Origin of the sequence: Trinickia sp., from assembly GCF_036503415.1 — a bacterium.
Lineage (GTDB): Bacteria > Pseudomonadota > Gammaproteobacteria > Burkholderiales > Burkholderiaceae > Trinickia.
Genome location: NZ_DASXWY010000007.1, coordinates 60,748 through 83,871 on the forward strand (window position 1 = coordinate 60,748; position 23,124 = coordinate 83,871).

Consider the following 23,124-nt stretch of genomic DNA (forward strand, 5'->3'; position numbering starts at 1 on the left):
CATTTCGAGCCAACCCGAGCCGACTTGCCGATGAATTCCGTTGCCGACACGACCGCCAAACGCTCATGGACCACCTTGCGGGACGAAAAGGCGCGGCGCATGGCCGTCGTCTCGCCGTGGCTCGCCGACGGGGTGCTACCTCGCGAGCGCATCGTCGATGCGCTCGAAGCGCTGATTCGCCCCGGCGACCGCGTGGCCCTCGAAGGGGACAACCAGAAGCAGGCGGACTTTCTCTCGCGCTCGTTCGCGCAAGTGGATCCGGCGACGGTCAGCGGGGTGCACCTGCTCATTTCGAGCATCAGCCGCCCCGAGCATCTGACGCTGTTCGAGCGCGGCATCGCGCACAAGGTCGACTTCTCGTTCGCAGGGCCGCAGAGCCTGCGCGTCGCGCAACTGCTCGAAGACGGTCAGCTCGAAATCGGCGCCATCAATACTTATGTCGAGCTCTACGCGCGCATGTTCGTCGATTTGACGCCGCATGTAGCGCTGCTGTGCGCCGAAAAGGCCGACCGTCACGGCAACCTCTATACGGGACCGAACACCGAGGACACGCCGACGATTGCCGAAGCGGCCGCATTCCGGCACGGCATCGTGATCGTTCAGGTCAACGAAATAGTCGACGTCTTGCCGCGCGTCGACATTCCCGGATCGTGGGTCGATGTCGTAGTCGTCGCGGACCGGCCGTTTGCCGTCGAACCGCTTTTCACGCGCGATCCGCGTCATATCGGCGATCTGCAGGTGCTCACCGCGATGATGACGATACGCGGCATCTACGAAGCCTACGGCGTCACGTCGCTGAATCATGGCATCGGGTTCGACACGGCCGCGATCGAATTGATCTTGCCGACCTATGGCGCCGAGCTGGGCCTGAAGGGCAAGATCTGCCGCAACTGGACGCTGAACCCCCATCCCACGTTGATACCGGCGATCGAATCGGGCTGGGTCGAGAGCATTCATTGCTTCGGCAGCGAAGTCGGCATGGAAGCCTATATCGCCGCGCGGCCCGACGTATTCTTCACCGGCAGCGACGGCAGCTTGCGCTCGAACCGCGTGCTGTGCCAACTGGCGGGGCAATACGGCGTCGATCTTTTCATCGGCTCGACGCTGCAGATCGACGCCGATGCCAATTCGTCGACGGTCACGCGCGGGCGGCTGGCGGGGTTCGGCGGCGCGCCGAACATGGGCCACGATCCGCGCGGGCGCCGTCATGCGACGGAGCCGTGGCTCAAGCTCCTGACGGCGCAGGCGCCAGCGGCGGGCGCCGAACGCGCGGAGATCGCGCGTGGCCACAAGCTCGTCGTCCAGCTGGCCGAGACGTACAAAAAAGGCGGGGAGCCGACTTTCGTCGACGAACTCGACGCGGTGGCCGTGGGGGCCAAGAGCGGCATGGCGATCGCGCCCGTCATGATTTACGGTGACGACGTCAGCCACGTGGTCACGGAGGAAGGCATCGCCTATCTGCACAAGGCCCAAGGTATCGAGGAGCGGCGCGCCGCGCTCGCGGCCGTAGCCGGCGTGACGCCGATCGGCCTGCGCGCGAAGCCCGAGCGCACGGCCGAGTTGCGGCGGCGCGGTATCGTCGCCTATCCGGAAGACCTCGGCATCCGCCGCGCGCAAGCGAAACGCTCGCTGCTCGCGGCACGCAGCATCGACGATCTCGTGGCATGGTCGGGCGGTCTGTATGCGCCCCCTGCCCGCTTCAGGAGCTGGTAACCCGTGTCCCCCGCCCCGATGCGCGTCCCGGCGCACACCGCCCGCGAGCTTAGCGACAGCGCGTCCGATCCGACGTCGCTGCTCGCCGCGTTGGCGGTGCAGGCGCTGATCGAGGAAGCGCAGTTGACGCCGAAACCCGCGCTCGTCGACCGGCGCGGCAGCGGCGCTCATCGCGATCTCGATCTCGCGCGCATGTTGCGCTCGGCGCACGCGCTCGAACCCACGTTCGCCGCACTGGCGCGCGCAAGCCGAGGGCAGCGGCCGTCGGCCACGCTGCGCAGCGAGCTCGCCGCACTGGGCCGCGCGGGCGAAATAGCGATGATGGCGGCCACCAACGGCAGCAATGCACATCGCGGTGCAATCTGGATCATCGGGCTGCTCGTTGCGGGCGCAACGATCGCGCACGACACCGAACGCGCCTGGCAGCCTCGCAGCATCTGCGCCTACGGTGCGCGAATCGCCTGCTTCCCCGATTACGCGGCGCCGCTGCTGCCGGCCGACAGCAACGGTGCACGCGTTCGCCAACGGTATGGCGTGGGCGGCGCGCGCCGCGAGGCACAAGACGGCTTTCCGCACGTCATCGAGCATGGACTGCCCGCGCTCGAGGCGGCGCGGCGACGCGGTCACGGCGAAAACGCCGCGCGCATCGACACCCTGCTCGCCATCATGGTCTCGCTCGACGACACCTGTCTGCTGCATCGCGCAGGCCCGCCGGCACTCGAGGCCGCTCAACGCGGCGCACGCGAAGTGCTCGCCTGCGGCGGCAGCGCGAGCCTGGCGGGCCGGGCGGCGCTTTACCGGCTGGACCGCCGCCTCGTCGCGATGAACGCATCGCCGGGCGGTGCGGCCGATCTTCTCGCAGCCACCCTCTTCATCGACAAGCTGGTGCGGTACGGCACCGGCAGGAGCCCAGACGAATGGAGCATTTAACGTTCGAGTATCCCGCGCAACATGTCGTGACATCGCGCGCGCATGTTGGCGTGGTCGGTTCGGGCGATCTCGAAGTGCTGTTGTGGCCGAACGACGCAATGCGCACGCAGGTCGCCGTTCAAACGAGCGTCGACGGTTACGGCCATATCTGGAAGAGCGTGCTCGATCGCTTCTTCTCGCGCTTCGATGGCGCCGTGCGCGTCGAAATCAACGATTTCGGCGCGACGCCGGGTGTCGTTTCGCTGCGCCTGGCCGAAGCGGTAGAGGCCGTGCAAGCCGCGCGGGACGCTGGCGGCGCGCCTGACCCGGGAGCCCCGCGATGACCGATCAGGCAATCACGGCCGCGCCCTTCATCGCGCGCGAGAGCTTCATCGAACTGGGTGCGCGCGAACGCGCTCGTGCCTTGCTCGATCCGGGCACCTTCCGCGAACTCCTGGGACCGTTCGATCGGCTCACTTCCCCCTGGCTGCCGTTGCAAGGCATCGTCTGCCAGGCCGATGACGGCGTCGTCATCGCGCGCGGCACCATCGACGGCGCACCGGCCGTCGTGGCGGCGATCGAATCGGCGTTTCAGGGCGGCAGCATCGGGGAGGTGGCGGGCAGCAAGATCGCCGGGGCCCTCGAGCTGGCGCTGCGCGATTGCGAAAACGGGCGGCCCGTGCGCCCCGTCATCGTCTTCGAAACAGGCGGCGTGCGTCTGCAGGAAGCCAACCTCGGCTTGGCCGTCATCGCGGAGATCCAGTCGGCCATCGTCTCGTTGCGCCGCCACGTCCCTGTCGTCGGCGTGATCGCCGGCATGGTGGGGTGCTTCGGCGGCATGTCGCTCGCCGCCGCGCTCTGCACGCGGCTCGTCATGACGCGGCAGGGGCGCCTCGGCATGAATGGCCCGGAGGTCATCGAACAGGAAGCGGGCATCGACGAACTCGACGCCACCGATCGTCTGCGCATTTGGCAATTGATCGGCGGTGCCCAACGGGTCGCTTCGGGTTTTGCGGACATGCTCGTCGAGGACGACGCCAGCGCGATCGCAACGGCCGTGCACGTCGCCTTTTCGCAAGGGGTGGCGAGTCCGCACCGCAGCGAGGCGGTCCAGCGCTATCTGAACAGCCTCGCGCGCATCGATCCGGCGACGGTCGCACCCGAGGCGATGCGCGCCGTGTTCCGCCCCTGCGGCCAGCAAGACGCATGCGATGACCCGGCTTGCGAGCAGCACGCCGCGCCGCAAGCGAATCGTGAGGAGTCCCAATGAACGAAGCCCCCCTGACCCGCGGCGAGCGCTGGATGCGGGCACTCGCGGGCGAGCCGGCGACACCGGCCCCCGTCTGGTGTGCCGATGCACCGCTTGGCGGCACGCGCACGCGCTTCATCGCCGTCGTGCCTGACGAACGGAACCGCTTCGTGCGCGCGCGCGAGAACGTGGTCGGACTGGAGCAGGGATGGCTGCTCGCACGCGCAGTGCGGCAGGCCATCGACGAAGATGCCGCGAGCGCACGGCCGCGTCCGATCGTCGCGATCGTCGACGTCAAGAGCCAAGCCTACGGCTATCGCGAGGAAATGCTCGGCATTCATCTCGCCTGCGCAGCAGCCGTGGATGCCTATGCCAGCGCGCGGCTCGCAGGGCATCGTGTCGTCGCGCTGATCGTGGGCCCGGCGATGTCGGGCGCGTTCCTCGCGCACGGGTATCAAGCCAACCGGATTCTCGCGCTCGACGCGCCCGGCACGATGGTCCACGCGATGGGCAAGGATGCGGCGGCGCGCGTCACGCGCCGCTCGGTCGAAGCGCTCGACGCGCTCGGCGAGACCGTCACGCCGATGTCGTACGCGTTATCGGCCTTCGCCAAACTCGGCCTGCTCGATCGACTCATCACGGATGTCGATGCGGATGCGCCCACCGCCGCACAGATCGAACGCGTGCGCGACGCGCTCGTGGAAGCCATCGCCGGCATAGACGGCAGCGAGCGCGACCTGTCCCGCCGGCTCGACAACGAAGCGGCCCGATCGACGCGCGCGGCTTCCATCGAGGTACGACGACGGCTCGCAGCGCAATGGGACGCGGCCTGAGCACGGGAGCCGCATTCACGATGGGACGCCCTCACGACCTGCTGAAACTGAATCGCTCACCACTGGCGAGCGACGCGCCCGCTTGGGCGCACGCGGCGCTGAGCCGCATACCTTTTGCCGTGGTGCGCCGGGCGGTCTACGCCAACGCCGCGATTCCCATCGGCATCCGCGGCGACGTGCGCACGCAACGCTATGCGGCTTACGCGAGGCGTGAGGAGATCGAAGCAATCGTCGGCCCTGAGCAGTTGTTGGCCGCCGCCCCGTCCGCCGACCGCCGCGGCCTCGGCGCGTTCGTCGCGCTCGCCGGGCTGCGCGCAGTGCGCCGCCTCGCGCGCTATCAGTGGGGGCCGACGGGCAGCGCGGGTTTCGAGCTCGCCACGCGCCTACCGACCGTCAGCGCATCGAGCGACCTCGATTTACTCGTGCGCGCACCGGACGAAGTGGCGCCGGGCGAGGCGGCCGCCCTCCTCGCGGACATCCAGGCGGCAGGGGCCATGGCCGGCGCACGGATCGACGTTCAACTCGAAACGCCGGCGGGCGCCATCGCGCTTTCGGAGTGGGCCGCGGCCAAGCCGCGCACGATGCTCAGGACTCCGAACGGCCCGTGCCTGGTCGACAATCCCTGGTCGGCACAGCCGGTCGACCCATCGCCCGTGCGAGGCGCATGATGCTCGCCTGTCTTTTTCCGGGCCAGGGCGCGCAAAGCCCCGGCTTCCTCCACCGGCTGCCCGAACATCGGGTCATCCGGGAGACCGTCGATCAGGCATCGGCGGCGCTTTCGATCGATGTCCTCTCGCTCGATACGTCAGATGCGCTGCGCTCGAGCGTGGCGGTGCAGATCGGCCTCGTCGTGGCCGGTGTGGCATCGGCGCGCCGTCTCGCCGATGAGGGGTTCGACATCGCAATGTGCGCCGGCTTGTCCGTCGGCGCCTACGCAGCGGCGGTGACCTGCGGCGCGCTCGGGTTCGAAGACGCGCTCGCGCTCGTGAAGCGGCGCGCCGAACTGATGGAAGCCGCCTACCCGGGCGGCTACGGCCTTGCCGCCATCGATGGGCTGACCGAGCACGAAGTCGAGGCACTGGCCGATCAGGTGGCACGGGAGCATGCAGTGCGCGTCTACGTCGGCAACGTCAACGCTCCCCGGCAGGTCGTCGTCGCGGGCTCCGATGAGGCACTTGAAGCATTCAATGCGCGTGCGCTCGAAGCGGGTGCGCATCGTGCCAAGCGACTCGCGGTCAGCGTCCCGTCGCATTGCGAGCTGCTTGCGGCTCAATCGGACGAATTGTCGTCGTATGCGGCCCAGATTCCGTTTCATGCGCCTCGCGCGCTCTACATCGGCAATCGTCGGGCGCGGCCGCTGCGCGCCCCGGACGCGATCCGCGAAGATCTGGCTACCAATATGCGCTATACCGTGCGCTGGTTCGACGCCCTGACATCGATCGTCGAACTGGGGGCATCGGTGCTCGTCGAAGCGCCCCCGGGCCAGGTGTTGACATCCATCGCACAGATCGCTTTTCCGGAGGTCCCCGCGTTCTCGGCGTGCGCGATGCCCGACGAGCGGCTCATTCCGGTGTTGCGCAAACGCATCACCCAGGAAACCAGATAGACGCATCGGCGATGCGCATTCTCGAGTGTGCGAAAATGCGCGGCCCTACGCGTTTGGATCGAACGGACCGCTTGACGCAAGAGCGCATATATCCATATCGTAGGGTCAATCCGATCGAATCTCAGCGAAGTCCGAGAATGCACCCGAATGGTGGAGACACATGGCGGTAAAACGATGCGCGCGCGAATCAGACGAATAAGAAGCGTCTTTTCGCGCTGGGGCGGGCCGAGCGGGGTTGTACTCGGCGCAATCGTCATCGCCGCGATCATGGTTGCACTGTCCGTGGTCTCGCTCTATCAGGGGCGGCTCAGCGCATTCGAGCGCGCCGAAGATATTTCCAAAAGCCTCGCGCTGATTGCCGAGCGAGACATTACGCGCAATTTCGAGATTTACGCGCTCTCGCTGCAAGCCGTCGTCGACGGTGTAAGCAGTCCGGTGACGATGGCATTGCCGCCGAAGGTGCGCCAGGACGTGCTTTTCGATCGCGCGACGACGGCCCAATACCTCGGGTCGGTGCTGGTGCTCGACGAGAAAGGTAATATCGTCCTCGATGCGGTCGGTCCCGTGCCCCGGCATGGCAATTTTTACCACCGTGAGTATTTTCAGGTCCACCGGGATCGCCCGGATGCCGGTCTTTACATCAGCGACCCGTTCCAGTCCCAGTTGCGAGCCGGCTCGCCGAGCATTGCGTTGAGCCGCAGGATTTCGCGCCCCGATGGCTCGTTCGCCGGCATCGCGCTCATGGCGATCAATCTCGAGTACTTTCACGACCTGTTCGCCGGGCTGGCTCTCGGGCCGCACGGCTCGATGTCGCTGATCGGCGAAGACGGCGTCATGGTGATGCGCCAACCGTTCGATCCCAAGATCATCGGTCGCAGTATCCGGTCTGCCAGCACGTTTCGCCGCTTCATGTCGGCGTCCGAAGGCACCTTTACGGACGTCGCTTCGATCGACGGCGTGCGCCGGCTCTACTACTTCAAGCACCTGAAAGGATTGCCGCTCATCATCATGACGGCCCAGGGCGAGGACGATATCTACGCGAGCTGGCAGCATCGGGCGCTGCCGGTCCTCGGACTGATGGTGGTGCTCGCGCTCGCGTTCGTCGCACTCGCCATCATGCTGAGCGTACAGCTGCGGCGGCGCCTGCTCGCCGAATCCGAATTGCAGCTGCTCGCCCGCGTGGACGGCCTTACCGGGTTGAACAATCGCCTCATGCTCGGTGAAATCCTCGAGCACGAATGGCGTGAGACGCGCCGCGCACGGCGCGCCCTTTCGCTGCTCTTCGTCGATATCGATCACTTCAAAGCCTACAACGATACCTACGGGCATCAGGCCGGCGACAATGCGCTGCTCGAGGTCGCGCGCTGCATCAGCGCGAACATCCGTTTGCCGAACGACAGTGCGGCACGCTACGGCGGCGAGGAGTTCCTGATCGTGCTGCCCGACACGCCGGCGACCGAGGCGGCTCAAATCGCCGAGCGGATTCGCAACGCAATTGCGAACCTCGACATCGTCCATGCGAGTAGCGAGTTCGGCCGCGTGACGGCGAGCATCGGTTTTGCGACCTGGGACCCGGAACGGGATGCCGACGAGCAAACCGATGCGGCCAAAGTGATCAAGGCCGCCGACGAGGCGCTCTATCACGCGAAGGCCGCAGGCCGCAACAAGGTGCTGCCGGGCGAGGCCGCCACGGCGAACTGAGAGGCGCGCAGCCGCAGCGTTTTTGATGTCGGGAAGCGGCCGGCGCGGCTTCCCGAACCGCTGCACGCTGGCGTGCTATGCGATCTCGAACTCGATTTTCCCGAACCCTTCGATCGTGCCGTGCACGCGAGCGGGCTCTTTCGCCATATAAAGCGGCGTGTACGAGCCCGTTGTCAGCACGGTACGCGCGGGAATCGAATGACCGTTTCGCAGCGTCTGCGCGACGAGCCATGCGACGAGGCGGCGCGGATCGCCCGCGGGATGCTTCGCGCGGCCGCTGAAAATCTCGTGCTCCCCGCAGCGAAACGAGACCTGCGGCGAAGCGAAATCGAAATTCTTGTCGTAGGGCCGCGAATCCCCGATCACGAGCGCACCGTTGTTCTGCAAATCCGCCAATTGCAGCAGCGGATCGATCTTGGGCCACCCCTCATAGCGGCTATCGACCACCTCGACGACCACCGACATCGTATCGATCGCGTCCAGCGTGTCTTCGGCCCGCTCGGCGAACGTCCGGTCGATATCCTCGGCAAAGCTGAACGCGATCTCGAGTTCGAGCCCGAGCCGCGTGTAGTCGGCCAGGCGCACGCCCTTCGCCGCGCCGAAAACGCGGCGCGCCGGCAATGGCGCATAGGACGGCTCGGCGGTGGGCGAGGCCGCTCCGATCTTGTAACCGGCGCATCCGCCCAACTCGGCGAGCACCGATTGCTGGACGACGTAGGCTTCCTCGGCATCCGCGGGCGTCAACGCAGCGATCGATCCCGCATCGATCAACCGATGCGTGCGGTGCGCCTCGATCAGTTGAGCGGCAAGCGTTTGTGTCGGGGTCATGATTCGCGTCTCCTCAATTCGAATGGCCTGCGATGGCATCGGACCAGCGTCTCGTCAGCGCGCTCGCAAACAACGGGCCACCCGCCCCGAACTGCGTCGGAGGATCAGAACTTATGGCGAAGGCCGACACGGCCGACCACCTGCCGGGAACTGCCCGACAAGTCGGCCGCACCCGGCACGTAGGCATTATCGAGGCTCGAGCCGGTCGCGTCGCCTCCGACTTTTTGGAACGCGCCCTGGATGTAGACATCGGTCCGGCTGGAAAGGTTGTAATCGGCCATCAAACCGAACGAATGAATCTTCGGCCTTGCGCTGCCGAGCGCGGTGTTGTACGTCTCCAGCGTGTAAACATATTGCGCGCCAACATAGAGCGTGGGCGTGAGCTGATACTTGCCGTTGATCTCGAAGTTCTGGAACCGGATCGAGGTCACGGCCGCACCGGCCAGCGGCCCGGTGACCGGCGCCAGCGTCTCGCCCGTCGTCATCTGATTGAGATAGCCATTGGCAGTCGGATCGCGCACGTCCGCATTCGTATAGGCGAAGCCCGCGGTCGCCGGGCCAAATGTATAGTTGACGCCCGCGCCGAAAATACGCAGCCGGCTTGCCACGAAATTGGTATCGCCGCCATTGCCGATCGCGCCCGTTGCATTGGCGGACGGATTGTTCGCCTGCAAGTAAGCCGCGGCAAAGAGCAATCCGGCATTCGCGTATTGCCCGCCAATGCTGTATTGGCGATTATTGGCGAAGTTCGTACTATTGCTGAAGCTATAAGTACCGCCGAATTGCGCGCCCGCGAAATCAGGGCTCAAATACTTGACGGTATTGTTGACGCGGAAGGTGTTGTCGGTGTTGTCGTTATCGAAAGGATGCGAGAACAGCAGACCGCCCCAACTGCCGTTGGCCGTCGTCGGCGCGAGGAAGTCCACCACCGAGTCGTATTGGCGGCCTACCGTCAGCGTGCCGTATGAATCGCTGGCCAGCCCCACATAAGCCTGCCGGCCGAACATCAGGCCGCCCTGGCCCAGACGTCCATTGCTCAGATTGAAACCGTTTTCGAGCTGAAACACCGCTTTGAGACCGTTACCCAGCGACTCGGTGCCCTTGAGCCCCCATCGGCTGCCCTGCACAAACCCGCTTTGCAACTCGTAGTCGTGATGACCGAGCACGTTGTTCGTGAAGTCGAAGCCTTCGTCGATCAGACCGTAAAGCGTCACGCTGTTCTGCGCGACCGCAGGCCCGGCGAATGCCGTCAGCACCGCCAGCGCCACGATATGCTTTTTCATGAAGCCTCCCAACCGTCCGCTTGGGTCATTTTTGTTGCGTTTTTGTTGTTTGGCCGGCATGACGCCGTCAGTCACTCATGGAGCGATGGTGGCATGACTGATCCGTTGCGTCTATCGGGAGACGAGCCCCGCTCGCGCAGTCGTTGCCCAATCGCCACTCGCCCATCAAACGACCGTTTGACACGACGCTGCGTGCGCGGTAAACGCGGGCCTCAATCCCGATCGCAAAAAATGGCGGTGATGAACGGCGCGACGTGGTGCACGATCGCATTGCTGTGCGCCGCGTCGACCGAGGCCTTGACCTTGGGCGTCGAGCCCCATACCACGGCGCCGTACGCGGAACGCGAAAGACGCGTGCCGCTGCCCTTGCGAAAAATCGGATCGCCCTCCTCGTAGCCGACTATCGCGAACACCGGGTAGCCGAACGCGCGCAAGTCCACCCCTTTGACGAGGTTGAAAGCGTTGATGGAATTCGATTCCACGCGCGTCGGCTCGCCGTCGATCTGTCCGGCGTCGATCAGGCTGTGGATAAACGTATGGGCGGACACATTGCAATGGAGCGCGTCGTCGAGCGGCGCGCATGCGCCCGCCTGGGGCAGCGCTGCGGCAATAGCGACGGCGGTGGCAGTGACGAGGTACTTGTTCATGCAAGTGGATGGAGTCGATCGAACCGTCCGGCGAAACGCGCGATGAGGCGGATTGCGCAGATGGACAACGAGCGATCCGCCGTTCCCGGCAACGCGACGAAGCCGACATTGACGCACTCGAAGGCGCCTGAAGGCACGCACTTTACCGTTTTTATCGATCTCTCGCTGCAACAGTCCGTAATCGCGCGATGCAAGGATGAACGCACTAAAAGTGAAAACCGTATATATTTGCACGGATGGATAATTGCGCCGATACGAACGCTCAAGCCGCCCCGCAAGTCCCGCCGCCGCGTACCTGGGACGCTCGACTCGCACGCTGGCTCGTCACGCCGCTCAAGGACACGCGCATCGTGCCCAACCACCTCACGACGCTGCGGCTCGTCACAGGCCTGGCCGGGGCGGCCGGTCTCGCCATGGGCGATTTTGCGTGGACCAATGCGGGCGCGTTGCTGATCGTGCTGTCCAATTTCATCGATCACACCGACGGCGAGCTCGCGCGCATCAGCGGCAAGTCGAGCCGGTTCGGGCATCTCTACGATCTCGCGAGCGATGCGCTCGTCACCGTCGCGCTGTTCGTGTCGATGGGCGTCGGGATCGCGAAACCGGGCGAATCGGCATTCGCGTTGCCCATTGCGCTGGGGGCGATCGCGGGCGTTGCCGTCGCGCTGATTTTCTATCTGCGCATGCGCATCGAATCGATCGCGGGCAAGGCGGGGACGCGCCAGGCATTCGCCGTCGGCTTCGAGACCGAAGACGTGCTGTACCTGCTGCCGCTCGTCACGCTCGCGCATGGGATCGAACCGTTCATCGATGCGGCCGCGATCGGCGCGCCGCTCTTCGCCGTCTGGGTCACGTTCGATTATTGGCGAGTCGTGCGGCGGGGGCGCCCTGCGCGGCAAGCGGCCGAGCTGCGGATGTCGCGATGAGCGGGCCCGCCTCCGAAGATAACGCGCTGGCCACGCGCGAAGCGCCCGCGATGCCGCAAAATCACGCCGATGCCGGCTCGCTCGATCGGCAGTTGGCCGCGCGACTCGATCGGCTTGCTCCCGCTGGATTGCAGCGCGAGTTCGCGCGACAGGGCGCATTCCTCTATCTCGAGGATTTCTTGCCGGCCGAGGTGACCGCAAGACTGGCCGCGCTCGCACACGCGCTGTTGCCGGCCGTCAATCGCAACTATCTGCCCGGACACAAGCAAGGCGGCAGCGTCAGCCGTCATACGATCGACCGGCTCGCGCCGTTCATCGCCGAGCTCTACCGCTCGCGCGAACTGATGGCATGGCTCGAATCGATCACCGGCGCCCGCCTGCTGCCATCGCCCGGGGACGACCCCCACGCTTACGCCCTCTATTACTACACGCGCGCCGGCGATCACATCGGTTGGCACTACGACACCTCCTACTACGAAGGCACGCGCTATACGGTGTTGCTCGGCGTCGTCGACGATTCGTCGTGCCGGCTCGACTACGAGCTGCATACTCGCACGCCGAACGTCTCACCCGTCGCCGGCTCGATTCAATATCCCCCAGGAGCGCTCGTCCTGTTCGACGGCGACAAGCTGCGACACCGGATCACGCCCGCGGGTGCCAACGAGATGCGTGTTTCGCTCACGTTCGAATACGTCACCGATGCGCGCATGCGCCCCTGGCGGCGCTTCATTTCGAACATGAAAGACGCCGTTGCCTACTTCGGCTTTCGGCAGGTGTTCAGCAAGCCATCGCTGCGCGCGAGCGCGGGCGGCGGACCGGGGGACTCCGCATGACCCGGGCGGCCTTGGCGTTGCTCTCGCTGGGCACCGCTGTCTTCGTTGCGCTCATTGCATGGCAGGGATTCGGCGCGGTGGCCGGTACGCTCGCCGCGGCCGGATGGGGGCTCGCGCTCGTCGCGCTCTTTCATTTGCTGCCGCTCGTCATCGATGCGGGTGCGATTCGCGTGCTCGCGACGCGGCATACGACATTGACCGATACGGTTTTCGCGCGCTGGGCCGGCGAATCGGTCAACAGCTTGTTGCCGGCCGGCCAGCTGGGCGGCCCGGTGCTGATGGCCCGTCATCTGGCGCAACGCGGCATGCCGATGCCGAGCGCCGCCGCGGCCGTCACGGTCAGCACCACGATGCAGGCCGTGGCGCAAATCGTCTTCGCCTGCCTCGGACTCGCCGCGTTCGCGGCCGTCGCGGCGGTTCCGGCCCGCTTGGCCACACCGGTCGTGCGCATGGCGATGCTGATCGCGGGCGTTGCGCTCGGCGTCTGCGTCGCGGCATTTTTCATCGCCCAGCAGCGCGGCGTATTCGGCCGCCTCGTGCGTGCGGCGTCGAAGGTGTTCGGCAAGCGCGATGGCGGCGCGCTCGCCGCGCGGGCCGATACCATCGACGAACACGTACGCGCGCTCTACCTTCGCCGGGGCCGCGTGGCGGCCACGTTTGCCTTCAGCCTGGCCGGCTGGGTCGTCGGCACGGGCGAAGTCTGGCTTGCGCTGCGCTTTCTCGGTCATCCGGTCGGCTGGCTCGATGCGTTGCTGCTCGAAAGCGTGGGGCAGGCCATCCGAGGCGCCGCATTTGCTATTCCGGGTTCGCTCGGCGCTCAGGAAGGCGGCTACCTGCTGCTCGCACCGCTCGTGGGGCTGCCGCCCGAAACCGCGCTGGCGCTCTCGCTGGCCAAACGGGCGCGCGAGCTCGCGCTGGGCTTGCCCGGCCTCGTTTATCTGCATTGGAGCGAACGCAGATGGCGGCAACGCCGCGCAGCCGCAACGGGCCCGGTCGATGACGACGGGCCGCGGCCCGGGGCATCGATTTTATAGCTTCGACTTCACGAGCCGGTCACTTCAGCCGGCCCCTTGCAAGGAGACAATCGCTATGCGAGCGATCATTCTCGCGGCCGGGCTCGGCCTGCGTCTGCAGATGCCGGCCGGCGAGCAGCATCCGAAATGCCTGCTGCGCTTTCAGGGCATCACGTTGCTCGAGCGCCACCTGCGTGCACTGCGCAGCGCGGGCGTCACCGAAGTGGTCCTTGCGCTCGGTTTCGAGCCGCAACAGGTGCGCGCCGAACTGGCGCGCATCGAGTGGCAGCCGGCGCCCGAAATCGTGCTCAACCCGCGCTATGAGCTCGGCAGCGTCCTGACCGTTCACACCGTTGCGAATGCGCTCACGCGCGGCGGCGACGTCTTGCTGATGGATGCCGATGTCCTCTACGACGAAGCGATCCTGCGGGCCCTGACGGCCGGTGCCAGCGCGAACCGCGTGCTGCTCGATCGCGACTTCGAGGCGGGAGACGAGCCGGTCAAACTCTGTCTCAAGAACGGCGTGCCCATCGAGCTTCGCAAGCAGCTCGCGGTAGGGCTCGACTACGACACGATCGGCGAATCGGTAGGCTTTTTTCGCTTTCGCGAAGACACGGCGCGGCGACTCGCGCAGATCGTCGCGCAATACGTCGACGACGGCCGAAGCAACATGCCGCACGAGGAAGCCGTACGCGATCTGCTGCTCGAAAGCGGCAACCGTTTCGAGGTGGCCGATGTCACCGGCATGCCTTGGGTCGAAATCGACTTTCCCAACGATGTGAAGCGGGCCGAGCAGGAAGTGCTGCCGCGCCTCGCACCGATTGCAGGAGCCATTCAATGAATGCACGCGAACCGATGAACTCCGCCCCGGCACGCTCCCGTTTTGCGCGGCTGCGCGAGATGATCGCGAGCCAGGAACTCGAATTCATCATGGAGGCACATAACGGCTTGTCCGCGCGCATCGTGCGCGAGGCTGGCTTCAAAGGCATCTGGGCCTCGGGCCTCGCCATTTCCGCGCAGTTCGGCGTGCGCGACAACAACGAAGCCAGTTGGACGCAGGTGGTCGACACACTCGAGTTCATGGCCGATGCGAGCGATCTGCCGATCCTGCTCGACGGCGATACCGGCTATGGCAACTTCAACAACGTGCGCCGGCTGGTGCGCAAGCTCGAGCAGCGCGGCATTGCGGGCGTGTGCATCGAAGACAAGCAGTTTCCGAAGACGAACAGCTTCATCGGCGGCGAGCGCCAGCCGCTGGCCGATATCGACGAATTCTGCGGCAAGATCAAGGCCGGCAAGGATTCGCAGTGCGAAGCGGATTTCTCGATCGTCGCGCGCGTCGAAGCGCTCATCGCCGGGTGGGGCATGGACGAGGCGCTCAAGCGTGCCGAAGCTTATCGCGCCGCCGGTGCCGATGCGATCCTCATCCACAGCAAACTGTCGCGTCCCGACGAAATCCTGACCTTCGCGCGCGAATGGGCGGGCCGTGCGCCGCTCGTCATCGTGCCGACGAAGTACTACAGCACGCCTACCGAGGTGTTTCGCAAGGCCGGCATCAGCCTCGTCATCTGGGCCAATCATTTGATCCGTGCCGCCGCGTCGTCGATGCAGGCGGTAGCAAGAGAGATTCGCGACAGCGAAACGCTCGTGAACGTGGAAGAACGCATCGCGACCGTCGACGAGATCTTCCGCCTGCAAGACGCCGACGAATACTCGAGCGCCGAGCGCCTTTATCTGTCCAGCACACGGCGCGCCGGCGGCGCCGTGGTGCTGGCCGCCAGCCGCGGCCGCGGGCTGGAAGCCGTCACGGAAGACCGACCGAAAGTCATGCTTCCCGTCGCAGGCAAACCGCTTTTGCGCTGGCTCGTCGACGCGTTCAAGCAGCAACGGGTCAACGAGATCACCGTAGTCGGAGGCTATCGCGCCGATGCGATCGAGCCGACCGGCATCCGGCTCGTCGTCAACGAGCAGCACGCTCAAACGGGCGAACTCGCATCGCTCGCCTGCGCACGCGATGCGCTCGCCGGCGACACCGTTATCTCGTACGGCGATCTGCTCTTTCGCCATTACATCCTGCGCGATCTCGTCGAAAGCGATGCGCCGTTCACGGTCGTCGTCGACTCGTCGCAAACGCAACCGTCGAACCGCAGTGTGCGCGATTTCGCGTACTGCTCGGCGGCCGACGACCGCGCACTGTTCGGACAGAAAACCTATCTCGAGCGCATCCGCTCCGGCTCGCATGCGGATGCCGCTGCCCATGGCCGATGGATCGGTCTGCTGGGCGTGCGGGGCGCCGGATGCGCCCGGCTGACGGCCATGCTGGACGAAATGCGGCTGCAGCCCGATTTCGACGCGCTCGATATGCCGGCGCTGATCAATGCGCTGATCGACGCGGGCGAGCGCATCGAAGTGCAGTACGTTCACGGGCATTGGTGCGGCGTCAACGATCTCGAAGATTTCCGCCGCGCCGGCGATTTCGCGCACGCACAAGCGCCGCTGGGCGCCGCGCGCAACGGCGGGGCCAACGGAGGCCCGCGGTGATCGAAGCGCAACAGTTCGTCGAGGCGGCGCGCCGGCATGGGTTCCACTGGTACGGCGGCGTGCCCTGTTCGTTTCTGACGCCGTTCATCAACTATGTGCTGCAAGACCCCGGACTGCACTATGTCAGCGCGGCCAATGAAGGGGACGCCGTGGCATTCGCGGCAGGCATCGCACTCGGCGCGCGCAACGGCGTGCGGGCCGTCACGATGATGCAGAACTCCGGGCTCGGCAATGCGGTGAGTCCGCTGACTTCGCTGACCTGGACGTTCCGGCTGCCGCAACTGCTGATCGTCACCTGGCGCGGAGAGCCCGGCGTGTCGGACGAGCCGCAGCACGCGTTGATGGGTCCGATCACGCCGAAACTGCTCGAGACGATGGAAATACCATGGGAACGCTTTCCTTGCGAAGTGCACGAGATCGAGCCCGCGCTCGGGCGCGCCGTCGCCCATATGAACGAGACGGGCCGCCCGTATGCTCTAGTGATGCAAAAAGGCAGCGTCGCGCCGTATCCGCTGAGCGGGCAGCCCGTCGCGCGTGCGACCCATTGCCAACCTCGCGCACAGTGGCGGGGGCTGCCGGTCGATTCGCTGCCTACGCGGCACGAGGCGTTACAGCGCGTCATCGAGCTCACGCCGCCCGATTCGACCGTCGTTCTCGCATCGACAGGTTTCTCGGGACGCGAACTCTACGCGATCGACGACCGCCCGAATCAGCTCTATATGGTAGGTTCGATGGGTTGCGTGACGTTGTTGGCGCTCGGCTTGTCGCTCGCGCGGCCCGATTTGCGCGTCGTCGCGCTCGACGGCGACGGAGCCGCGCTGATGCGCATGAGCGCATTCGCAACGCTCGGCGCTTACGGCCGGGGCAATCTGCTGCATCTGCTCGTCGATAACGGCGTGCACGATTCGACGGGCGGCCAGGCCACGGTCTCGCCGCACGTCTCCTTCGCCGCGATTGCCGCCGCCTGCGGTTACGCGTCGGCCATCGAGGGCGACGATGCGAGCGTGATCGATGCGCTCTTCGACGATGCCGGCCCGAGCTTGCCCGACGCGCCTCGCTTCGCGCGACTGACCGTGCGCCGCGGTACGCCCGAGGGACTACCGCGGCCCACCGTCTCCCCGGTCGACGTCAAGACGCGGCTCATGCGCCATCTCGGCGCCCCTACCGGAGTGTGATCGATGCTGCTGCTCAACCCTGGCCCCGTAACGTTGACGGAGCGCGTCCGCCAAAGCCTGCTCCGAACCGATCTATGCCATCGCGAAAGCGAGTTCTACGACTTGCAGGACGAAGCGCGCGCGCGTTTGCTCGACGTCTACGGTCTTGACGCCGCGACCTGGTCCGCCACCGTGCTGACCGGGTCGGGCACGGCCGCCGTCGAAAGCATGGTTGCCTCGCTCGTACCGCGCGAGGGCAAGCTGCTCGTCGTGCAAAACGGCGTCTACGGCGAGCGGATCGTCGATATCGCGCGGCAGTACGGCATTGCGCACGACGCACTCGTCCATGAGTGGACGGCCGCGCCCGATCTCGGCCGCATCGCGGCGCAGCTCGAGGCCGATCGCGCGATCACGCACGTTGCCGTGATCCATCACGAGACGACGAGCGGGCGCCTCAATGACATCGACGCAATCGGCCAGCTCTGCAACGAGCGAGGCGTGCGTCTGCTCGTCGACGCGGTGAGCAGCTTCGGCGCCGAGGCAATCGATTTCGCGAGCGGCGCGATTGCGGCGGTTGCGGCCGGCGCCAACAAGTGTCTCCACGGCGTGCCCGGAGCGGCATTCGTCATTGCCCGGCACGATGCGCTCGAACACGCGGTGAGCCGGACCTACTACCTCGATCTGAGCCGCCTGGCGCGCTTGCAAGCCGAGCGCAACACGCCGTTCACGCCGGCCGTGCACGCTTACTATGCGCTCGTCGAAGCGTTGCGCGAATTCCGCGACGAAGGCGGCTGGCAGGCGCGTCATGCGCGTTACGCGGCCCTCGCCGAGCAAGCCCGCGCCGGGCTGGCCGCGCTCGGAATCGAGGCCGTGCTGCCGCCCGAACGTTCGTCCGTCGTGCTGCGCGCCTATCGGCTGCCGCAAGGCGTGCCGTTCGAGCCGTTCCACGACGGGCTCAAGGCGCACGGGTTCGTGATCTATCCAGGTCAGCGTGCGCTGTACGACAGCGTCTTTCGTATTTCGACGATGGGCGCGATCGAGGCCGGCGATATCGACCGGTTCTTGCAGGCGGTCCGGTCCTCGATCAAATAGCGCGAGCGTATTCGGAGAACAAACGATGACCGCAGTACCGCAGTACGATTTTCGCAGCGACACCGTGACCCGGCCCGACGCGGGCATGCGCGCCGCGATGGCGGAAGCCCTCGTCGGCGACGACGTATTCGGCGACGACCCCACCGTCAAGCGCCTCGAAGCGGAACTCGCCGGGCGGCTCGGCAAGGAAGCCGCGCTTTTCGTTCCGTCGGGAACGCAATCGAACCTCATCGCGCTGATGGCGCATTGCGAACGCGGCGACGAGTATCTCGTCGGGCAGCAGGCTCACTGCTACCGCTGGGAAGCGGGCGGCGCGGCGGTGCTGGGCAGCATCCAGCCTCAACCGATCGAAAATCAGGCCGACGGCACGCTGCGTCTGGCCGACATCGAAGCCGCGATCAAGCCCGACGATCCGCACTTCGCCCGCTCGCGGCTTCTGGCTCTCGAGAACACCATCGGCGGTAAGGTATTGCCGATCGCCTATATGGAAGAAGCGGCGGCCTTGGCGCGCCGCCACGGGCTCGCCTGCCACCTCGACGGGGCGCGCGTGTTCAATGCGGCCGTCGCGCTCGGCGAACCGGTCGCCAGGCTTGCGCGACCGTTCGATACCGTCTCGGTCTGCCTGTCGAAAGGGCTCGGTGCCCCTGTTGGGTCGGTGCTCGTCGGCTCCGCCGCGCTGATCGCGAAGGCGCGCCGCCTGCGCAAGATGTTGGGCGGCGGCCTAAGACAAGTCGGCATTCTGGCCGCCGCGGGCCTTTACGCGCTCGAGCATAACGTCGACCGGCTGGCCGCCGATCACGCGAACGCGAAAACGCTGGCGCTGGAGCTGGGCAAGCTGCCCGGCGTGACGGTTGCCGAGCCCGATACGAACATCGTATTCGTCGAGATCGCGCCGCGGTACGCAAGCGCATTCGCCGCGTATCTCGCCGATCACGGCATCGGCATCACGTCCGCATATGGCGCGACGCGCCAGCGTTGGGTGACCCATCTCGATGTGGATCGCGAAGCGGTCGAGCATGCGCTCGCCGTCGCGACGGAATTCTTTTCGATGCAGACCTGATTGAGCAGGCAGCGGATCATGGAAGCCACGAATTTTTCCTTGCGCGCGTACTTCGAGCGGATCGGCTACCGGGGTCCGGAAGCGACCGATCGGCAAACACTGACGGCAATCATGCGGCACCAGCTGCGCGCTGTGCCGTTCGAAAACCTCGACGTGCAGGCGGGCAAGGTCGTCTCGCTCGTGCCTGAAGACATCGTCGAGAAGATTCTCGACAACGGGCGAGGCGGCTACTGCTATGAGGTCAACGGGCTGTTCGCCATGGCGGTGCAGGCGCTTGGCGTGCCCTATCGTATGGTGGGCGCTCGTCCGCGCACCTATGCGAGCCGCCGGCCGAAGACGCATATGGCGCTCATTCTCACGTTCGAGGGCGAGCGGTGGCTTTTCGACCTCGGCTTCGGCAGCCACGGTATCCGTGCGCCCCTATCGCTCGATCGCCCCGACACTGACGTCGTGCAGGACTTCGATACCTATCGGCTCGAGAAAATCGGCGACGATCGGTATCTGTTACGAACCGTCGTGGAAGGGAAATGGGCCGATCAATACGAGTTCGATCTTTCTCCCCAGGAATGGGTGGACTTCGTGCCGGCCAATTTTCTGAATTCGAAGCATCCCGATTCGATCTTCGTCCAGCACCTGGTTGCCGTCCGGCAGACGGACGAAGGGCGCATAATTCTCCTCGACAATACGTTCAAGATCATCGCACGGGGCCAAATGGAGTCACGCAGCGTTGCGCCGCACGAACGCGATGCCGTCTTGCTCAGTGAATTCGGGATCATCGCGCCACGTTAGCGGCACGGACGACACGGAACGCGCGGATGACGCGGACGGCGGACGGGTGGAGCGGCCCAGCTGTCACAAAACCGGGGCCGCCCTCGTCTTGAGAGTGTCCCCTCGTCGTCACCGGCGGCAACGCCGCTCATCAGCATGGATACGCCACATCTCAGTTCAGCCCCCGATCCGTTCGACGCGTTGCGTCCGCGTCTTTTCGCCATTGCCTACCGCATGCTGGGTACACGTGCCGACGCGGACGACGTACTTCAGGACGCCTGGTTGCGCTGGCATCAGACGGATCGCGCCGTAATCCAGTCACCCGAGGCCTGGCTCGTCACGATCGTCACGCGCCTGGCCATCGACCGGCTGCGAGCCGCCAAGGCTGAACGCGATCATTACGTGGGATCCTGGCTACCTGAACCGCTGGTCGAAATCGACGAGCGCACGCCGGAAACGGCTGCGGAGCTCGCAAGCGAGCTTTCTGTCGCCCTGCTCTGGGTGCTCGAGCGACTCGCTCCCGAAGAGCGGGCCGCGTTCTTGTTGCGTCAGGCATTCGATCAGGACTACGAAGAGATCGCCGCGCTGCTCGGCAAGAGCGAAACGGCCTGCCGGCAGATGGTGCATCGTGCGGTGGAACGGGTCCGGCAACAGCGTGTGAGGTTCGATGTCTCCGAAGAAGCGCACCGGCGCGTCGTGGCGAAGTTCAAGAAAGCCGCGGAAACCGGAGATCGCAATGCCATCCAGGCGCTGCTCGCGGACGATGTCGAGCTCATCGGGGATGGCGGCGGCAAGGTGCCGTCGACGCTCAAGATTTTGCGCGGTGCCTATCGCATCGCCAATCTTTATTGGGCGACCTACCGGCGCTACCCGCAAATCGTCTATCGCATGGCACGCATCAACGGCGAGGCAGGCCTTTTACGTTATGTCGACGGCCAGCTCGAATCGGCACAGACGTTCGTCGTCGACGGCGAGCGGATCGTCGCGGCGTATCTCGTGCGCAACCCCGACAAGCTTGCCCACATTCCCCCGCTCCAGCGATGACCGCCCGGAGCGGCTCGTTGGGCGAGCAAGCGGGCGAATCGCACTGTCACAAACGCGCGGGCGCTACCGTCTTGAAGGTATGGAGGCCGCACGGTGCGGCACTCCGCTTTCATCGAAAAGGGTAACGTCATGACCGCTTCACCTCGTATCGACTACCGCAAACTTGCACCGAAGGCATTTCAGACCCTGTATCAGCTCTCGACCGGCTTGCGGCGCGACCTGCTGGGCCAACGGCTCATCGATCTCGTATTCCTGCGGGTCTCGCAGATCAACGGTTGCGCATTTTGCATCGACATGCATTGGCGCGATCTGATCGAGCTCGGCGTCGAGCCGCGTCACCTGAACGCCGTAGCGGGCTGGCGCGAGGCACCGTTCTTCGACGCACGCGAGCGTGCCGCGTTCGAGTGGGCGGAAATCGTCACCACGATCGCGACGAGCGATGCAAGCGACGAAGCCTTCGCGAGGTTGCGCGAGCACTTCAGCGACGAGGAAATCGCGGAGCTCGGATTCGTGATCGCAGCCATCAACGCATGGAATCGCCTCAACGTGAGCTTGCGCGTTCCAGTGCCGCAAACGGTCTGACCGAAGGGCGGACGCTTCGCGTTTTCTGGCGTGCCGCCTGAGCGATCGCGGATCTCTTTTGGGCGGCCGAAAAGAAAATGCGCGCTGGGACAGGCACGGGCGCGCCGGCCGTGCCGGAGCCCGCCGTGTGCGTCGCGACGCCCCGCCCTATTGCGCCGAATCGCGCCACACCACAGCAAGCGCAGTCATCAATGCGGGGCCGATGAAGAGGCCGACGAGCCCGAAAGTCTGCGCGCCACCGAGAATTCCGAACAGCACGAGTAAAAACGGTAATCGCGCCGTATTGCCGATCATCACCGGGCGCACGAAGTGCTCGGCCACGAATACGACGACGGCGCCCGTCGCCAGCACGGCGAACGCGCCCGTCGCCGAACCATGCGAGAAAAGCCACAGCGCGGCAACGCAAAAGACGATCGGCGCGCAAAACGGCAACATCGCGGCGATGGCCGTCAAAAGGCTCAGCGCAGCGGCGTGCGGCAAACCGGCGAGTACGTAAGCGATGCCGATCAAGGCACCTTCGCCGAAGCCCACGACGACGAGTCCCGTCACCGTACCGCGGACCGCCGCGGCCATCCGCACGGCAAGGCGCGCGCCCGCCATGCCGAAAAGACGCCGCACCGCCCTGACCGACTGATCGGCGAGCTGGGGGCCGGTCCTCAAAAGAACGAACAACACCAGCAGCATGAAGCCCAGGTGCACGATGCCGCGCAGCGCGAGAAAGCCGACGTGCCGGCCGACCGTGACGACCGTCGCCGTGCCGTGCAACTGCTCCATGGCCGGCGAGCCGATCAACGGGCGAGCGAGATTGGCGCTCCACCAGTCGGCGACCTGGCTACCGAACGGCAGCTTCGACAGAAGGGCTGGCACGGGAATGCCGTTGGCGATGGCGTCCTTGAACCATGCGGCAAGGTCATGCATCTCGCTCACGGTCTGGGCAAAGACGACAACCACCGGCACGACGACGAACAAGCCGACGGCGATCGTCAGCAACAGCGCGATCGCGCTGGCCTTGCGCGGCTCGTGCTGCGGACCGGATATCCGCAACAGCAGCGGCCACAGGGCGATGGTGACGACAGCAGCCCAGACGACAGGCCCGATGAAATCGCGTATCACCCAGAGCGCAAGCCCGATGAGCACTACGTTGAGCACGAGCCATGCGATCCGCTGCGCCTTGCGGGTGTCGCGCATCGGGGAAAGGAGAGGATGATTGGATGACATCGGAAACGCTCGCATCTGGGGGACGATGGGACCACATGTTATAGGATCGATTCCACGATCTATGCTGCATTGACTCCGTCAGCGTTTGCCTACGAGCGCGACGCCCGACGGGACCCACTTTTTG

General features: G+C 65.6%; 23 protein-coding genes. 19 read left to right on the plus strand and 4 right to left on the minus strand.

What is annotated here, in order from left to right; genetic code table 11:
• Positions 1-30: 30 nt before the first annotated feature.
• The 8 genes from mdcA (at position 31) to VGL01_RS01290 (ending at position 8,011) form a co-directional block, all read left to right on the plus strand.
• Entirely contained in the window at positions 31-1,713 is a 1,683-nt protein-coding gene (gene mdcA / locus VGL01_RS01255) for a malonate decarboxylase subunit alpha (RefSeq protein WP_331566268.1), read from the plus strand.
• 18 nt (positions 1,714-1,731) lie between these two features.
• Positions 1,732-2,643 (plus strand): triphosphoribosyl-dephospho-CoA synthase, encoded by a 912-nt coding sequence (locus tag VGL01_RS01260; protein WP_414720150.1) that lies wholly within the window; start codon positions 1,732-1,734, stop codon positions 2,641-2,643.
• Entirely contained in the window at positions 2,631-2,966 is a 336-nt protein-coding gene (locus VGL01_RS01265; protein ID WP_331566272.1) for a malonate decarboxylase subunit delta, read from the plus strand. Before VGL01_RS01260 ends, VGL01_RS01265 begins: the two co-directional genes overlap by 13 nt.
• Positions 2,963-3,892, plus strand: coding sequence for a biotin-independent malonate decarboxylase subunit beta (locus VGL01_RS01270; protein WP_331566274.1), 930 nt, complete (start codon positions 2,963-2,965; stop codon positions 3,890-3,892). Before VGL01_RS01265 ends, VGL01_RS01270 begins: the two co-directional genes overlap by 4 nt.
• Positions 3,889-4,704 carry a biotin-independent malonate decarboxylase subunit gamma gene (gene mdcE, locus VGL01_RS01275; protein ID WP_331566276.1) on the plus strand — a complete coding sequence of 272 codons (816 nt, stop codon included), beginning with the start codon at positions 3,889-3,891 and terminating at the stop codon, positions 4,702-4,704. The genes VGL01_RS01270 and mdcE overlap by 4 nt, the downstream gene beginning before the upstream one ends.
• Positions 4,705-4,724: 20 nt before the next feature.
• A complete protein-coding gene (locus VGL01_RS01280; RefSeq protein WP_331566278.1) occupies positions 4,725-5,372 on the plus strand; it encodes a malonate decarboxylase holo-ACP synthase in 648 nt (215 codons plus the stop codon).
• On the plus strand, positions 5,372-6,310 hold the full coding sequence (mdcH, locus tag VGL01_RS01285; protein WP_331566577.1) for a malonate decarboxylase subunit epsilon: 939 nt from the start codon (positions 5,372-5,374) through the stop codon (positions 6,308-6,310). The genes VGL01_RS01280 and mdcH overlap by 1 nt, the downstream gene beginning before the upstream one ends.
• A gap of 174 nt (positions 6,311-6,484) precedes the next feature.
• Entirely contained in the window at positions 6,485-8,011 is a 1,527-nt protein-coding gene (locus tag VGL01_RS01290) for a sensor domain-containing diguanylate cyclase (protein ID WP_331566579.1), read from the plus strand.
• A 75-nt stretch (positions 8,012-8,086) separates the two neighbouring features.
• Here VGL01_RS01290 and VGL01_RS01295 read toward each other — a convergent pair whose 3' ends face one another.
• From VGL01_RS01295 to VGL01_RS01305, 3 genes are all read right to left on the minus strand, one after another.
• Positions 8,087-8,839 (minus strand): 2-keto-4-pentenoate hydratase, encoded by a 753-nt coding sequence (locus VGL01_RS01295; protein WP_331566280.1) that lies wholly within the window; start codon positions 8,837-8,839, stop codon positions 8,087-8,089.
• Between the two features lie 104 nt (positions 8,840-8,943).
• The gene (locus tag VGL01_RS01300; RefSeq protein ID WP_331566282.1) at positions 8,944-10,122 is read right to left on the minus strand and encodes a porin; all 1,179 of its coding nucleotides are present in this window, start codon (positions 10,120-10,122) and stop codon (positions 8,944-8,946) included.
• Between the two features lie 212 nt (positions 10,123-10,334).
• Positions 10,335-10,769, minus strand: coding sequence for a hypothetical protein (locus VGL01_RS01305; RefSeq protein ID WP_331566284.1), 435 nt, complete (start codon positions 10,767-10,769; stop codon positions 10,335-10,337).
• Positions 10,770-11,005: 236 nt separating this feature from the next.
• On the opposite strand from VGL01_RS01305, the gene VGL01_RS01310 reads away from it, so the two are divergent.
• The 11 genes from VGL01_RS01310 (at position 11,006) to VGL01_RS01360 (ending at position 21,782) form a co-directional block, all read left to right on the plus strand.
• The gene (locus VGL01_RS01310; protein ID WP_331566286.1) at positions 11,006-11,695 is read left to right on the plus strand and encodes a CDP-alcohol phosphatidyltransferase family protein; all 690 of its coding nucleotides are present in this window, start codon (positions 11,006-11,008) and stop codon (positions 11,693-11,695) included.
• On the plus strand, positions 11,692-12,528 hold the full coding sequence (locus tag VGL01_RS01315; protein ID WP_331566287.1) for a HalD/BesD family halogenase: 837 nt from the start codon (positions 11,692-11,694) through the stop codon (positions 12,526-12,528). Before VGL01_RS01310 ends, VGL01_RS01315 begins: the two co-directional genes overlap by 4 nt.
• Positions 12,525-13,562 carry a lysylphosphatidylglycerol synthase domain-containing protein gene (locus VGL01_RS01320; protein ID WP_331566289.1) on the plus strand — a complete coding sequence of 346 codons (1,038 nt, stop codon included), beginning with the start codon at positions 12,525-12,527 and terminating at the stop codon, positions 13,560-13,562. Before VGL01_RS01315 ends, VGL01_RS01320 begins: the two co-directional genes overlap by 4 nt.
• Before the next feature lie 55 nt (positions 13,563-13,617).
• The gene (locus tag VGL01_RS01325) at positions 13,618-14,382 is read left to right on the plus strand and encodes a phosphocholine cytidylyltransferase family protein (protein WP_331566291.1); all 765 of its coding nucleotides are present in this window, start codon (positions 13,618-13,620) and stop codon (positions 14,380-14,382) included.
• A complete protein-coding gene (gene aepX / locus VGL01_RS01330) occupies positions 14,379-16,082 on the plus strand; it encodes a phosphoenolpyruvate mutase (RefSeq protein WP_331566293.1) in 1,704 nt (567 codons plus the stop codon). Before VGL01_RS01325 ends, aepX begins: the two co-directional genes overlap by 4 nt.
• Complete coding sequence (aepY, locus tag VGL01_RS01335) at positions 16,079-17,257, plus strand: phosphonopyruvate decarboxylase (RefSeq protein WP_331566295.1); 1,179 nt, start codon at positions 16,079-16,081, stop codon at positions 17,255-17,257. The genes aepX and aepY overlap by 4 nt, the downstream gene beginning before the upstream one ends.
• 3 nt (positions 17,258-17,260) lie before the next feature.
• The gene (locus VGL01_RS01340) at positions 17,261-18,328 is read left to right on the plus strand and encodes a 2-aminoethylphosphonate aminotransferase (RefSeq protein ID WP_331566297.1); all 1,068 of its coding nucleotides are present in this window, start codon (positions 17,261-17,263) and stop codon (positions 18,326-18,328) included.
• Between the two features lie 25 nt (positions 18,329-18,353).
• The gene (gene ltaE, locus VGL01_RS01345) at positions 18,354-19,388 is read left to right on the plus strand and encodes a low-specificity L-threonine aldolase (protein WP_331566299.1); all 1,035 of its coding nucleotides are present in this window, start codon (positions 18,354-18,356) and stop codon (positions 19,386-19,388) included.
• 18 nt (positions 19,389-19,406) lie between these two features.
• Positions 19,407-20,177, plus strand: a complete 771-nt coding sequence (locus VGL01_RS01350; protein ID WP_331566301.1) for an arylamine N-acetyltransferase family protein — start codon at positions 19,407-19,409, stop codon at positions 20,175-20,177.
• 135 nt (positions 20,178-20,312) lie between these two features.
• Entirely contained in the window at positions 20,313-21,200 is an 888-nt protein-coding gene (locus VGL01_RS01355) for an RNA polymerase sigma-70 factor (RefSeq protein ID WP_331566303.1), read from the plus strand.
• Between the two features lie 129 nt (positions 21,201-21,329).
• Positions 21,330-21,782, plus strand: coding sequence for a carboxymuconolactone decarboxylase family protein (locus VGL01_RS01360; RefSeq protein WP_331566305.1), 453 nt, complete (start codon positions 21,330-21,332; stop codon positions 21,780-21,782).
• A gap of 147 nt (positions 21,783-21,929) precedes the next feature.
• Here the strand turns inward: VGL01_RS01360 and VGL01_RS01365 are convergent, their stop codons facing one another.
• On the minus strand, positions 21,930-23,000 hold the full coding sequence (locus VGL01_RS01365; protein ID WP_331566307.1) for an AI-2E family transporter: 1,071 nt from the start codon (positions 22,998-23,000) through the stop codon (positions 21,930-21,932).
• Positions 23,001-23,124 lie beyond the last annotated feature (124 nt).